This window comes from Corynebacterium bovis DSM 20582 = CIP 54.80, from assembly GCF_030408615.1.
Lineage (GTDB): Bacteria > Actinomycetota > Actinomycetes > Mycobacteriales > Mycobacteriaceae > Corynebacterium > Corynebacterium bovis.
The window spans coordinates 870,624-883,716 of record NZ_CP047187.1 but is presented as its reverse complement, the minus strand read 5'-3'; the positions used below and the strand labels follow the sequence as shown (position 1 = coordinate 883,716).

The window sequence follows — 13,093 nt, the reverse complement described above, 5'->3', positions numbered from 1 at the left end:
CGGCTCCGCGCACGCCGGTCCGGCGGATCGTCGCCGGTGATAGACTGGCCCGGACCTTTTCCCCCCTCTCTTCATGCAGGAGGCTGCGGCTACACATGGCTGACAACCAGACCACTTGGCTCACCCAGGAGTCCTTCGACCGGCTCAACGACGAGCTGACCGCCCTCAAGGCCAACCGCCCCGCCCTCGCGGCGGAGATCAACGAGCGCCGCGAGGAGGGTGACCTCAAGGAGAACGGCGGCTACCACGCCGCCCGCGAGCAGCAGGGGCAGGAGGAGGCCCGCATCGCCTACCTGGAGGAGCTGCTGGACTCCGCCACGATCGGCGAGGCCCCGCAGGAGTCGGGTGTCGCCCTGGTCGGCTCGGTCGTGCACGTCTACTACGACGGCGACGAGGACGACAAGGAGACCTTCCTCATCGGCACCCGCGGCCTCGAGTCGTCGAACCCCGACCTCGAGACGTACTCGACGGACGCCCCGCTCGGCGCGGCGATCGTCGGCGCGAAGGTCGGCGAGACCCGCGAGTACTCCACCCCGAACGGGGACACGGTCACGGTCACCGTCACGCAGGCGGAGCCGTACGACCCCGACCTCGACCGGCCGCGCTCCGAGCAGAAGAACTGAGCCCGCCCCGGCCCACAGCACGACGACGGCCCCCGGCCACGGTGTGATCACCGTGACCGGGGGCCGCGTGCTGTGCGGGTGACGTGGGGCGCGTGCTGCGCGCCCCACGGGCCTGCGCCGTGCGCCCCGCGCGGGCCCGGTGCCGCCGGTGGGCGGGCTCCCCGGGCCCCGCGGGGTCAGTCCCTGAAGTAGGACAGCAGGCGCAGGATCTCCGTGTAGAGCCAGACCAGCGTGACCGCGAGGCCGAGGGCGACACCCCAGGCCATCTTCGACGGCGCGCCCGCGCGGACGAGGCTGTCCGCCTGGTCGAAGTCGACGAGGAAGCTCATCGCACCGAGGGCGATGCACACGAGCGAGAAGAGGATCGCGATGACACCGCCGTCGCGCAGCGGACCGGCACCGCCGGTGACGAGCCCGTACACGAGGTTGCCCAGCACGAGGACGAGCACGCCGATCATCCCGCCGACGAGCATCCGGGTGAACTTCGGGGTGACCCGGATCGCCCCGGTGCGGTAGACGACGAGCATGCCGACGAACACGCCGATCGTCCCGAGCACCGCCTGGCCGATGAGGGCACCGGCGTCGGCGTCACCGACCATCCAGCCGGACAGCATGAGGCTGATGCCGCCGACGAACAGGCCCTCGAAGGCCGCGTAGACGAGCGTGACGGTGGCGGAGCCGTACTTGTTGCCGAAGCTGGACACGAGGACGGCGATGAGGCCGCCGATCGCACCGACGAGGGTGAGGACCGACGACAGGCCGGGGTTCGACGTCCCCAGGGCGAAGTTGACCGCCGCGAAGACGACGAGGACGGCGAGGGTGATGCCGGTCTTCGCCACGACGTCGTCGACCGTCATCGGGCGGTCGGAGGAGCCCGCCCGGCCGTAGTTCGCGGCGTCGGGCATCGCCTGGGTCGTCGCAGCGGTCTGCACGCCCTGGGACATGCGGGCGTAGTCCTGGTAACCGGACTGGTCCTGGTCCGGACCGCCGGTCCGGTGGGGGGCGTTCCCCTTGGCCGCCCTGGTGAGCGACCCCATGTACGGGTTCGAACTCTGCACGAGTCTCCACCGTTCCTTTCTGAGTGTGTCGTGTGACCCCTCGGACGGACGCGCCGTGCGGGTCTGCACTGCGCGGGCCCGCCCGCCGGGGAGATTGACGCCGGGTGATCGACCCCGACGGGGTCGACGGTCACGGTCCGCGTCAGGACGCGACAACCGCGGTGACGCCGGAGCGTCCCACGAGGGTAACGGACCGGGACGGGGAATTGTTCCCGCGCCCGGACGGCCGGTGAATGCGTTGCACCCCCACCGCCTCCCCGGTCCCCCCGGCACGGGCCCCCGCCGGCGCCCCTTCAGGTCCGCGTCAGGATCCCGTCAGGTCACCGCCGCGCACCCTCCCCGTCCCCTCCCCGGGACCGCGGGCCCGGGGCCGGGCCCCGGGGTCCCGCGACGGAGCGGTCAGCCCGCGATGACGCCGTTGACGAAGCGGGAGATCGGGGCCGGCCCGAGCCGCCCGAGGTAGCGCAGGATGAGGTCGGCCGTGGACACGGAGTACATGTGCCGCTGACGCTCGAGGAAGTTCGCCGGGTGGACGGCCTTCCACACCGCCGCCGCGACATCCTCCGGGCGGATGTTCACGCCGAGGCGCTTCGTCGACTTGGCCTCGACGGCGGCGAGCTTCGTCTTCGCCCACAGCGGCATGAGGCTCACGACCCGGATGTCGTCCTTCCGCCACTCCAGGTCCATCGCCTGGGTGAACCCGAGGACGAAGAACTTCGAGGCGGAGTAGGGGGCGATGTGCGGCTGACCGTAAATTCCGGACGCCGACCCCATCGTGACCATGTGGGCGTTCTTGGTCCGCTTGAGATATTTGTGGGCCGCCCGGGCACCGAGGACGACACCGGTGCAGTTGACCTCGATCTGCTTCGCGATGATTCCCGTGGACTGGTTGACGATGTCACCGTCACCGATGATGCCGGCGTTGTTGTCGAGGACGTCGAGCGTGCCGCCGGTGTGCGAGGTGAAGTCGGCCAGGGCCTCCTCCCACTGGTCGGCGTCGGTGACGTCGAGCCGACCCGTGATGATCTCGGGGTACTCCTCCTTCAGGGACGCCAGCGCGGCGTCGTCGATGTCGTACGCGCCGACGGTCCAGCCGGCCGAGAGGAACCTGAGTGCAACCTGACGACCGATGCCTGCGGCACCGCCGGAAATGAAGATGCTCTTGCCGTGAGTGTTTGTCATGGAGCCAACCTACCGCGCCATCAGAGTCAATGTCATACACTCGCACCATGAATCACAAGAGATTGTCCCTCGGTCCTCTCCCGGAGGATCTCGCGGAAACCCTCCGGGGTCTGTCCGTCAACGCCCGCACCGGGAACCTGCGGTCCGGTGACACGCTCGACATCGAGGCCCCCTTCGACGGGACGGCCTTCGGATGGGTGGGTAAGGGGACGGAGGAGGACGTCGAAGACGCCTTCACCGTCGCCCGCCGGGTCCAGACGTCGTGGCGGGCCTCGACGTTCGCCGACCGCAAGCGCATCCTCCTCCGGTTCCACGACCTCGTGCTGAAGAACCGCGAGCTCCTGCTCGACATGATCCAGCTCGAGATGGGCAAGAACCGCGCCTCCGCCTTCGACGAGGTCATGGACGTGGCGATCAACGCCCGCTACTACGGCAACCACCTCGCGTCGTTCCTCCGGCCCTCCCGCCACCCCGGCGCCCTGCCGGTGCTCACCCGGTCGCGGGAGTACCACTACCCGAAGGGCGTCGTCGGCCAGATCAGCCCGTGGAACTACCCCCTCACCCTCGGGATCTCCGACGCGCTCGCGGCCCTCGCGGCGGGCAACACCGTCGTCGCGAAGCCGGACTCCTCGACCCCCTTCTGCACCCTGCTCGCCCTCAAGCTGCTGCTCGAGGCCGGCCTGCCGGAGAACGTCATGCAGGTCGTCACCGGCCCCGGCCGGGTCGTCGGCAACGCCATCGCCGACCGCTGCGACTACCTCATGTTCACCGGCTCGACCGCGACGGGCAAGACCCTCGGTGAGCAGGTCGGACGCCGGCTCGTCGGCTTCTCCGCCGAGCTCGGCGGCAAGAACCCCATGATCGTCCAGGCGGACGCCGACCTGCGGCGCGCCGTCGAGGGCTCGGTCCACGGCTGCTTCTCCAACTCGGGCCAGCTGTGCGTCTCGGTCGAGCGCATCTACGTCGAGGAGGGGATCTACGACGACTACCTCCGCGAGCTCACCGCCGCGGTCTCGGCGATGTCCATCGGCCCGGGCCTCGACTGGTCCGTCGACATGGGATCGCTCGCCAGCCGCCAGCAGCTCGACACGGTCACCGAGTTCGTCGAGGACGCCCGCGCGAAGGGGGCGACCGTCGTCACCGGTGGCCGCGCCCGGCCCGACCTCGGACCGTACTTCTACGAGCCGACCGTCCTCACGGACGTGCCGGACGACGCCCGCCTCCGCCGCGAGGAGGTCTTCGGCCCGGTGATCTACGTCCAGAAGGTCCGCGACGTCGAGGAGGCCCTCCGCCTCGCCAACGACACGACGTACGGCCTCAACGCGTGCATCTTCGGCGACCCCCGCACCGCCTGGGAGGTCGCGCCCCGGATCGAGGCCGGGTCCGTGAACATCAACGACGGCTACACGGCGTCGTGGGGCTCCGTGGACATCCCGCTCGGCGGGGTCAAGGAGTCCGGGATGTCGCGCCGGCACGGCCGGGAGGGCCTGCTGAAGTACACCGAGACCCAGAACATCTCCGAGCAGCGGATCATGCCCATCCAGGGCCCGTCCGCCCTGGGTCGCAAGGCCTACGCGACGATCGTGTCGGTCGCGCTGCAGGCCGGCAAGACGACCGGGATCCTGCGCTGACCCCGGCCGACCACCCCGACGCCGCCCCGGATCCCGCCGACGCCGCCGACGCGGGTGCGTCCGACCACCCCGACGCGGCCCCGGGTCCCGCCGGCGCCGCCGCCGACGCGCGGGCGCAGCGTCGGCACTGGGACCGGGACGCGGCGCGCTACCTCACCGAGCACGGCGACTACCTGGAGACCTTCCACTGGTGCCCCGAGCGGCTCACGGAGGACGAGGCCCGGCTCCTCGGCGACCCGGCGGACCTCCGCGGGCGGACGGTCGTCGAGATCGGCTGCGGCTCCGCCCCGTGCGGGGCGTGGGTGGCGCGGCACGGCGCGTTCGTCGTCGGGATCGACATCTCCCGGGAGATGCTCGCGCACGCCCCGGCCGTCGACGGCCTCGCCCCCGTCCAGGCCGACGCCGCCCGGCTGCCGCTGCGGGACGCCTGCGCGGACATCGTGTTCTCCTCCTTCGGCGCGTTCCCCTTCATCGGGGGGCTCGACGACGCCCTCCGCGAGGTCCGGCGTGTCCTGCGACCCGGCGGGCGCGTCGTCGTCGCGGCGAACCACCCCATGGCGTGGGTGTTCCCCGACGACCCCGGCGAGCTGGGTCTCCTGGCCTGCGTCCCGTACCACCAGCGGGCGTACGAGGAACGCGCGGAGGACGGCACCCTGGAGTACGTCGAGTACCACCACACCGTCGGCGACTGGGTGCGGGGCTTCGCCGCGGCCGGGCTCACGCTCCTCGACGTCGTCGAACCGCGGTGGCCCGAAGGCACCCCCGAGTGGGGCCAGTGGTCGCCCCTCCGCGGGGCGGTGTTCCCCGGCACGGCCGTGTGGGTCGCGCAGGGCTAGGTCGCGCGGGGGCGGGGCCGGGCCGGTCGGCGGGAGGCACGTGGGGCCGGGCTGTGAGGGCCGGGCCGGGTGGGCCGGGGCCGGTCAGAACATCCGGGCGACCGGGCCGAACACGCCGGTGAGGACGTCGGCGACGATCATGAGCGGGACGAGCACAAAGCTCGACAGCGACGTCACGGCGGTGACGAGGACAGAGGCGACAGCGGAGACGTCAGGGGTCACGGGGAACAGCCTTTCTCACGGACGGACCGCACGTGTGGGGTGCGGGTGGTGCGCGGTGCCGGTGACACGCGGTGCGGGCGACGCACAGTGCGGATGACACGCAGTGCGGACGGTGCGGACAGTGCGGACAGCGCGGGCGGCACCACCCCTCCCAACGGCCCGGGGACGCCGGCCGTTACCCGCCGCCGCGCTCCCCGGCCGCCGTCAGCACCCGGACCGCCCGCCGGCCGACCGCGGTCAGCACCCGGACCACCGTCCCCGCCGACCGCCGTCAGCGGACGACGGGACGCACGTGGACCTCGTCGATCATGGCCTCGTCCGTCGTCTCCACGGCGAGACGGACGGCCCGGGCGACGGACTCCGGGCGGACGTAGACGGAGCCGTCGTAGTCCCGGTTGCCCTTGCGTCGCTGCAGGTCGACCTGCATGTCCGTGTCCACCTTGCCCGGGTGGACGGAGCTCACGCGCACGCGCCCGCGCTCCTCCTCCCGCAGCGCGTCCGTCAGCGCCCGCAACGCGAACTTCGAGCCGGAGTACAGGCCCTGCGCCACGCCCGAGGTGTAGCCGCTGCCCGAGTTCACGGCGACGACGGTCCCTCCCGCCGCCCGCAGCGCCGGGAGCAGCAGCCGGGTGAGCTCGGCGACGGCGACGACGTTGACGGTGAACACGTGCTGCCACTGCGCCCACGTCGCGTCCCCGACGGTCTCCATCGGGGCGACGCCGGCCGAGTGGACGAGGACGTCGAGCCGGTCCAGTCCCCCGTCGACGAGCCGGTCGACCTCCGCCCGGATCGCGTCCGGGTCGGTGAGGTCCGCGGCGAACACCTCCGGCACCTCCTCCCCCGCCACGCCCGCCGCGTCGGCGAGCTCGAGGGCCGCGGCCGTCGCCGACCCCCGCGACGAGGCGCCGACGATGACGCGGTGGTCGCGGAGCAGGTCGGCGGCGACCGCCCGGCCGATCCCCCGGCTGCCGCCTGTGACGAGGCCGACGGGCCGGGTGTCGCGGGTGCCGCCGTCGTCGGGCCGGTCCCCCGCGGCGGGGGACGGGGCCGGTCGGTGGTCCGGGGAGGTGGGGTGTGTGTCAGCCATGTCCCCCACCGTAACCGTCCTCCCCCGCGGAGTGACGCTGCGGTCCTGCGGCGACCGGCCACGACCATGCCGCTCCGCAGACGCAACCCGGAGTCAATTCGTGCACCACTGCACGCATCACTGCACGCACCACGGCCACGGCGACAATCGTGCCCCCAGTGGGACTCGAACCCACACTGAAAGGATTTTAAGTCCGCTGCCTCTGCCAATTGGGCTATAGGGGCCCTAAGAAAGATTAATGGGCGATATGGGTGTCTACCAAACTCGCCAGAATTCCGTCGAGGATATCCTTCTCGCTGATTTGAAAAAGCGCTGCTCTTCCTTCGCTGCCTCGGAAAGCGGCAGCGCCTCAAACATGTCCATCAGACCGTCCACAATGATGGAACCGCCGGCAAAGACATCCGCGCGCTTCGGGTGCATGACCGGATTCGCAGCAAGGGATTCCGCATCGGTCTCAACGACGGATGCTGTCAGCGCACGCAACGCCGCAAAGCGCAGCTGCGACAGGTGGATTGACTCTGGGTCGTAGGTTTCAAGGCCCTGTGCCAGCGCCGACAGGGTGGTGAAGGTCCCGGCGCAGCCGACGATGGTGCGAGCCTTGTCGACAGGCACCTTCGCAACAATCTCGTCTGTCAGTTCCGCAACATACGAACGCGCCTCCTGGACCTGTTCCGCTGTCGGTGGCGAGGCCTGCAGGAACCGTTCGGTCAAGCGCACACTGCCCATGGCCACGGAATCAGAGCCGGCTACCGTACCATCGTGGTCACCGACAATAACCTCGGTGGAGCCGCCGCCGACGTCAATGACGCAATACGGACCGAGCTCGGGCTCCAAGTCATCGACTGCACCGCGGAAGGACAGCGCGGCTTCCTCGTCGCCGGAAATAACCTCGGCCTCTGCACCCCACGGAGCGAGAATCTCGCGGGTCATGGCGAAGAAATCGTCACGGTTGCTTGCGTCGCGCGTCGCCGATGTCGCCACCATTCGGACTGCTTGCACTTTCTCGACCTGCATAAGCTCCGCATACTTCGTCAGAGCCTCCCGCACGCGCTCCAGTGCCTCCGGGGCCAGCATGCCAGTGGCATCCACGCCCTGGCCAAGGCGAACGATTTCCATCAGTCGGTGCAGTTCTGTGATTTCGAGAACTCCATCGACGACCTCGACCCGGCTGATAAGCAGGCGAAGCGAATTAGTGCCGCAGTCGACGGCAGCGAGGGTCGTCATTTATCCCTCCACCCCCGGATACGCAATACCGAGCTCGGCAATCGTGGGCCAATCTGCGGGAATCGCGGTGCCGCGCAGCTTCTCGTTCTCCGCCGCCAGCGCCACCGACTCAGTAACAATGGCCTGCGCTCGACCACGAAGTCGTTGGGCACGAAGGACTACATGCGGGTGCGCGTTGGCATTGGCCGCCCTCCGGGCCGCCAAGATCCGGCGGATTACGTGCTGCGTAACTTCAATGCCAAGGAACGCGAGGAGCTCGCTTTCACTCTGCCCACTGCGGCGGAGGCAGTGGAGCTTATCGCCAGCCACGGGCTGGAGATTGCGCAGAACCAGATTCACGGGCGGTAGCTGTAGCGGCAAAGGCAGCAAATAGCCCCCTTCCCCTCAGCTTTTCATCGGGATGAGGAAGGGGGCTATTTTCACGTTCCCGGGAGCTTCAGTCTTTACAGCTCGTCGGTGTTCGTGCTGCTCGGCGTTTTCGTCGGCGGTTTCGCTCTGTCCACCGAGCGCCTGGCGGTGGGATTCGGGAAGCTGCGGCAGGGCGCCCGTGAGGGCATCGACCAGGTGATGAGGATCAGGCGCCCGGGGAGCTCCCCGTCCGGCACTCCCACGACTCGGCGTAGCGGCCGCCCTTCGCCAGCAATTCATCGTGCGTGCCCCGTTCTGCGACCGTCCCGTCCTCCGAAAGCACGACGATGAGGTCGGCATCGCGGACGGTGTGCAGGCGATGGGCGACGACGATCACGGTGCGATCGCCGCGCAACGCCTCCATCGTGCCGACGATCGCCCGCTCAGTGACCGCATCCAGCGAGGACGTCGGCTCGTCGAGAAGCACCACCGGGGAATCCTTCAGAAGCGCCCGGGCGATGGCGAGGCGCTGCCGCTCGCCTCCCGACAGCAGCGTCCCCTCCTCCCCCACCGGGGTATCCCACCCGGAAGGCAGCAGCTCCACGATGCGGTCCACCCCGGAACGCCGGGCGGCCTCTCGCAAGCGGTCCCCGTCACCGGGCCCGGAACCGAATCCAGGGTCGGCGAAGACCACGTTGTCCCGCACGGACGCGTCGAAAAGGAACGTCTCCTGGAACACCGGGGTCACCAGCGAGTTCACGCCGTCGGTGCCGATCCGAGGCAAGGGCACCCCGCCTATGAGGATCTCCCCCGAGTCCGGATCATGAAAACGCGACAGCAGCCGCATGACCGTCGTCTTGCCCGCCCCCGACGGTCCCACTACGGCAACCAGCGCTCCCTGAGGTGCACGGAAGCTGACGCCGTCGAGCACCTTCTTATCCCCGTACCCGAAGCTCACGCCGCGGAACTCCACGTCATGCCCGTCGGGCAGCTCCGGTGCGGCAGGTTCGGGAAGGGCGGGGATTGCCCGCAGGTCACGCAACGCAGCCAACGTGTTGCGGCCCGCACCGAAACCGCCGGACAACGCTCCCGCCGTGGTGATCGGTCCGGTGAACTGGACGACCACGATGAGCATCGGCGCCAAATGCACCGGCGCCATCCCGCCCGTCGCGGCGACTGCCACGGCGACGATCACCGCCGCCGTGAACACCGCATGGACGAACGAACCCAACCGTCCGATGGCCGCCCCCTGCGTCGACGTCGCCTTCGCGAACGCATCGTGTTGGGCCCGAATCGCCTCATCCACCATCGCGTCCGCCGCCGAACCGTCGCTCGCGGCGCGAATCGCCTGCTGGCAGCGGGTGAACTCGATCAGCCTGCCGGAGACGGCAGCGACGGCGTCAGCATGCGCTTCGTCCGACTCCCCGCCGACCCGGCCAATGGCCCGGTAGGCGAAGAAGAGCACCGGCGCCGACGCGACGAGAACCAAACCGACGCGCCAATCCACCGCCAGAATTCCGAAGGCGATGACGGTCGGCGCAACCACCGCGGCGATGACGGGCCGCAGGATCACGTGCGGCACGGACGCCGCGAACGCGATACCCGACGACGCCATCTCCGAAAAGCGGCCGGCCGTGGACTTGGTGACGTACCCGAGTGGCAACGTCAGCACGCGTTCGCCCAGGGAACGCAGCAGGGACGACAGCACCGCTGCGGAATTCGCCCTGCCGACCGTCCCCGCGGCGAGGGACAGCACCGCATGGGCGGCCGCGAGGCCGGCGATGACGCCGGTGAAACGCCACGCCGTCGCATCATCTCCCTCGGCCAGAGCCGACAGCAGCGGCAGCAGCGCGACGAACGCCGCTCCCTGGGCCAGCGCGGCAAGCGCGGCCAACGCAATGAGCCACGCCAGCGTCATTCTCGAGCGCCGATCCGTCATCGACCACAAGTCCCGAATCATCGGTTCCCCGCCTTTTCATCGTCTGATTCAGTGCCCCGCGGGGCGGATGGTTCGTCGTCGAGCGCGAACGCGCGCCACAAATCCCGGTAGCGGCCACCGCGCGCAAGCAACTCGTCGTGGGTACCCGCCTCCGCGACCGCTCCCCCATCGAGAACGAGGATGCGGTCGGCGTTGCGGATCGTGCTCAACCTGTGCGCGATCACAATCACCGTCCGCGAACGGGCCAAACGCTCGATTGCGGACTGGATGAGGGCCTCGGAAGCCGGATCCGCGTAAGCGGTTGCCTCGTCGAAGATGAGCACCGGCGCGTCCGTGACGATCGACCTCGCAATGACCACGCGCTGCGCCTCACCACCGGAAAAGGTCACGTCGACGTTGACCACCGAATCCAGGCCCTTCGGCAGCGCCGCGATGACCGCATCGAGGTTCGCGAGCTTTGCGGCCGCCATGATTTCGCCGTCGGTGGCGTCTCTCCTGGCCAGCCGGATGTTCTCCCGCAACGGCAGCGTGAGCAACTGCGGATCTTGGAACACCACCGACACCGAGCGGTGCACGTCGCGCACGGCGATGTCGCGAAGATCGGCGCCGCCCAGCAGCACCGAGCCTTCAACGGGGTCGTGGAAACGCGCCAACAGCCGGGCGACGGTGGACTTTCCGGAACCGGAGGACCCCACCAGCGCAGTGAGGGTCCCCGGTTCGAACGTCGCGGACATCCCGTCGAGGACCCGCGGCCCATCGCCGTAGGAGAAGACTAGGTTCCGGACCTCGAGCGCGCCTCCGCGCGCGGGCACCGGATCGGCGGGCTCGACGATCGGCGGCGTGCCCAGCACCTCCGCGATGGACTTCAGGGCGGCGATCCCCGCGATGATGGGTTCGGAGTTCATGGCCACCCGCACGATCGCCGCGGAGAGTCCAAGGCTGAGAACCAGCCCGGCGACGAGACCCTCCGGTATGCCGCCCGCGGCGTCCCTCAGAGCGAGGCCGGCCCCGCACACCACTGCGAGGACTGTGATCGGGGACGTCACCACGTCGATGAGCCCGAGATAGATGTTCGACTGCCGGGACCAGGCAGACCACGCGCGGACGAACGACAACGCCGCGGCATCGTAGCGACCCGCGCCCTGGTTGGCGCGTCCGAAGGACTTCATCACCGGGATACCGCGCACCAACTCGATGACCGCGGCCGTCACTCCTTCGGAGGCTCGCTCGTACTCGCGCTGAAGACCGGCTCCGCGCGAAATCATCACGCCCATCAGGGCGAAGGTGACCAGCACCGGGACGACCGCCACCGCCGCGATCCGCCAATCCACCGCGACGAGCGCGATGAGGGAAAGCAGGGGAACCAGCACCGCCACCACGGTCTCACCGACGGTGTGGCCCATGAGCTGGTGGACAGCCGCGACGTCCTTCTCAACCGACCCGATGATTCCCGACGAGCGCCGGGCGTCCAGCCAGCCCAGCGGCAACTTCCGGATTTGGGCGACCAGCCGGCGCCGGAGGTGGAGCTGCAGGTCGTTATCCGCCCGGTGCGAGAGCATGCCGGCGGCGCCGTCCGCGGCCATGCGCACCGTTGCGGCGACGACGATGACAGCCACGGCCAACCACGTCCGATGCTCCGGGGCCTCCGGGTACGTCATCGCGATGTCGATGATGCCGACCAGCGAAGCGACGGTAGCCACCGACGACAGGACGGATAACGCGACCACCGCACGCATCCGGGTCCGGATCGGGGCGAGCAGCGACCACGGGCCTACGGTCCCGTCCACGGCGCTCACTTGCCCGCCTCCCCGATTGCGCTTTTCTTCGTGAGAGTGCAGAAGTACACCATGCCGGCGTGTGAGGCTCCGCCCAGCTTCAGCCCGTTGGCTTCGGCGAGGTCCTCGAGCTCGCTGCCCCGGAACACCCGGTGGCCCATCTTCGCCATGACGGCCATGTCGACCCGCTCGTTCACGTCGGGATCCTCGGCGAACGTCTGCACGTAAGCGATGCCGCCGTCGGCGAGCAGCCCGGCGACCCTGCCGAGCGCGGCACCCGCATCCTTCATTTGGTGGAGCGCGCCGCACACCCCGATTTCATCGGTCCCGCCGGGCTCTCCCGCGAGCGGCGCGAGGACGTCGGCGACGTGGAATTTTGTCCGGGCCCCAAGCCCTTCGACGGCGGCGCGTTCGCGGGCGATGCGGATCGCATTGGGCGACAGGTCGTAGCCGACGATGTTCGCCCTGCGATAGCGAGGCTCGGCGGCGAGCATGCGGGCGAGCCACCCGGTTCCGCAACCGAGGTCGAGAACCCGGGCCGGCGCATCCGGCCCGGGATCCAGCGCACGGAGCTTCCGATACACGGCGGCGGCGTCCATCGGTTCACGCGCATAGCGGCTGAGGAACCTCGGCTGGACCTTGTCCTCGTAGGCCGCGAGGAGTCTGCGGTTGTTCTGGACGATCTGGGCAATCGACTTCATCTGGTTCTGTCTCCTGGTGTGTGGGCCGCGTCCACGCGGCGGTTTCGGGTTAGGTGCTCGGGTTCGCGGGCCGTCGTCGGCGGCGCCGCCCCCGTGGGTCCCCGGCTCCCCCTCCGGAGAGGGGTTCTCCGGTCGACCCACGTTTTCCGTTCATCGTCGCCGCCTCGCTTCCGTTGCCGATTCCCGATCGGGAACACCACCTGAAACAACATCAGGTTAAGCAATGCTTATCGACTTAGGCCAGGCTCAGTTTACTAACCTTACCCCCGCCCCCCCGTTACCGTGATGGTGCCCCCCCTCACGGGGCGCGGTCACCGGGCCCGGCATGGCTTATCTGCGTGAACATTTCCATAATCCGGGGGTGTTGCCACCGGACACCGGGGACAACCGCTGACAGCTAATAGGGACACGGACCAAACAGAGGTCTCGTCGTAACGTGGGTGCCTGCAACGGATGTCCAAGACACC

The 13,093-nt window shown here is 69.4% G+C and carries 12 protein-coding genes, 1 tRNA gene and 1 pseudogene; 4 read left to right on the top strand and 10 right to left on the bottom strand.

Annotated features, from left to right (window positions below; translation table 11 throughout):
- The first annotated feature begins 95 nt into the window (after positions 1 to 95).
- Positions 96 to 623, top strand: coding sequence for a transcription elongation factor GreA (gene greA / locus CBOVI_RS03480; RefSeq protein ID WP_010267718.1), 528 nt, complete (start codon positions 96 to 98; stop codon positions 621 to 623).
- Positions 624 to 799: 176 nt separating this feature from the next.
- On the opposite strand, the gene CBOVI_RS03475 is transcribed toward greA, so the two are convergent.
- Both CBOVI_RS03475 and CBOVI_RS03470 read right to left on the bottom strand, forming a co-directional pair.
- Positions 800 to 1,681, bottom strand: a complete 882-nt coding sequence (locus tag CBOVI_RS03475; protein ID WP_010267722.1) for a Bax inhibitor-1/YccA family protein — start codon at positions 1,679 to 1,681, stop codon at positions 800 to 802.
- A gap of 399 nt (positions 1,682 to 2,080) precedes the next feature.
- Positions 2,081 to 2,863 carry an SDR family oxidoreductase gene (locus tag CBOVI_RS03470; protein ID WP_010267725.1) on the bottom strand — a complete coding sequence of 261 codons (783 nt, stop codon included), beginning with the start codon at positions 2,861 to 2,863 and terminating at the stop codon, positions 2,081 to 2,083.
- Positions 2,864 to 2,910: 47 nt separating this feature from the next.
- Here CBOVI_RS03470 and CBOVI_RS03465 point away from each other — a divergent pair, with 47 nt between their 5' ends.
- Positions 2,911 to 4,494 (top strand): succinic semialdehyde dehydrogenase, encoded by a 1,584-nt coding sequence (locus CBOVI_RS03465; RefSeq protein ID WP_029157828.1) that lies wholly within the window; start codon positions 2,911 to 2,913, stop codon positions 4,492 to 4,494.
- Positions 4,491 to 5,330 carry a class I SAM-dependent methyltransferase gene (locus tag CBOVI_RS03460; protein ID WP_125185866.1) on the top strand — a complete coding sequence of 280 codons (840 nt, stop codon included), beginning with the start codon at positions 4,491 to 4,493 and terminating at the stop codon, positions 5,328 to 5,330. The genes CBOVI_RS03465 and CBOVI_RS03460 overlap by 4 nt, the downstream gene beginning before the upstream one ends.
- 84 nt (positions 5,331 to 5,414) lie before the next feature.
- Here the strand turns inward: CBOVI_RS03460 and CBOVI_RS03455 are convergent, their stop codons facing one another.
- The 5 genes and pseudogenes from CBOVI_RS03455 to CBOVI_RS03435 all read right to left on the bottom strand — a co-directional run.
- Positions 5,415 to 5,552, bottom strand: a complete 138-nt coding sequence (locus CBOVI_RS03455) for a hypothetical protein (RefSeq protein WP_010267323.1) — start codon at positions 5,550 to 5,552, stop codon at positions 5,415 to 5,417.
- A 271-nt stretch (positions 5,553 to 5,823) separates the two neighbouring features.
- Positions 5,824 to 6,648, bottom strand: a complete 825-nt coding sequence (locus CBOVI_RS03450; RefSeq protein WP_010267320.1) for an SDR family oxidoreductase — start codon at positions 6,646 to 6,648, stop codon at positions 5,824 to 5,826.
- A 141-nt stretch (positions 6,649 to 6,789) separates the two neighbouring features.
- Positions 6,790 to 6,863, bottom strand: a tRNA-Leu gene (locus CBOVI_RS03445).
- Positions 6,864 to 6,894: 31 nt separating this feature from the next.
- Positions 6,895 to 7,755, bottom strand: a complete 861-nt coding sequence (locus tag CBOVI_RS03440; RefSeq protein WP_269780436.1) for a Ppx/GppA phosphatase family protein — start codon at positions 7,753 to 7,755, stop codon at positions 6,895 to 6,897.
- 108 nt (positions 7,756 to 7,863) lie between these two features.
- A pseudogene (locus CBOVI_RS03435) lies at positions 7,864 to 7,977 on the bottom strand (DUF501 domain-containing protein); the annotation flags it as partial.
- Positions 7,978 to 8,007: 30 nt separating this feature from the next.
- On the opposite strand from CBOVI_RS03435, the gene CBOVI_RS03430 reads away from it, so the two are divergent.
- Positions 8,008 to 8,211 (top strand): aminoacyl-tRNA hydrolase, encoded by a 204-nt coding sequence (locus tag CBOVI_RS03430; RefSeq protein ID WP_308726326.1) that lies wholly within the window; start codon positions 8,008 to 8,010, stop codon positions 8,209 to 8,211.
- 226 nt (positions 8,212 to 8,437) lie between these two features.
- Here CBOVI_RS03430 and CBOVI_RS03425 read toward each other — a convergent pair whose 3' ends face one another.
- From CBOVI_RS03425 to CBOVI_RS03415, 3 genes are read right to left on the bottom strand one after another with little or no spacing between them, the layout of a single operon-like run.
- The gene (locus tag CBOVI_RS03425) at positions 8,438 to 10,171 is read right to left on the bottom strand and encodes an ABC transporter ATP-binding protein (protein WP_010267314.1); all 1,734 of its coding nucleotides are present in this window, start codon (positions 10,169 to 10,171) and stop codon (positions 8,438 to 8,440) included.
- The gene (locus tag CBOVI_RS03420; protein WP_010267313.1) at positions 10,168 to 11,946 is read right to left on the bottom strand and encodes an ABC transporter ATP-binding protein; all 1,779 of its coding nucleotides are present in this window, start codon (positions 11,944 to 11,946) and stop codon (positions 10,168 to 10,170) included. Before CBOVI_RS03420 ends, CBOVI_RS03425 begins: the two co-directional genes overlap by 4 nt.
- Positions 11,943 to 12,626, bottom strand: a complete 684-nt coding sequence (locus CBOVI_RS03415) for a class I SAM-dependent methyltransferase (RefSeq protein WP_010267311.1) — start codon at positions 12,624 to 12,626, stop codon at positions 11,943 to 11,945. Before CBOVI_RS03415 ends, CBOVI_RS03420 begins: the two co-directional genes overlap by 4 nt.
- Between the last annotated feature and the right edge of the window lie 467 nt (positions 12,627 to 13,093).

What these genes read in the sequence shown, in the direction of transcription:
- greA (WP_010267718.1), top strand. Translation starts at nt 96, where the DNA reads ATGGCTGACAACCAGACCACTTGGCTCACCCAGGAGTCCTTCGACCGG.
- CBOVI_RS03470 (WP_010267725.1), bottom strand. Translation starts at nt 2,863, where the DNA reads ATGACAAACACTCACGGCAAGAGCATCTTCATTTCCGGCGGTGCCGCA.
- CBOVI_RS03465 (WP_029157828.1), top strand. Translation starts at nt 2,911, where the DNA reads ATGAATCACAAGAGATTGTCCCTCGGTCCTCTCCCGGAGGATCTCGCG.
- CBOVI_RS03440 (WP_269780436.1), bottom strand. Translation starts at nt 7,755, where the DNA reads ATGGAAATCGTTCGCCTTGGCCAGGGCGTGGATGCCACTGGCATGCTG.
- CBOVI_RS03425 (WP_010267314.1), bottom strand. Translation starts at nt 10,171, where the DNA reads ATGATTCGGGACTTGTGGTCGATGACGGATCGGCGCTCGAGAATGACG.
- CBOVI_RS03415 (WP_010267311.1), bottom strand. Translation starts at nt 12,626, where the DNA reads ATGAAGTCGATTGCCCAGATCGTCCAGAACAACCGCAGACTCCTCGCG.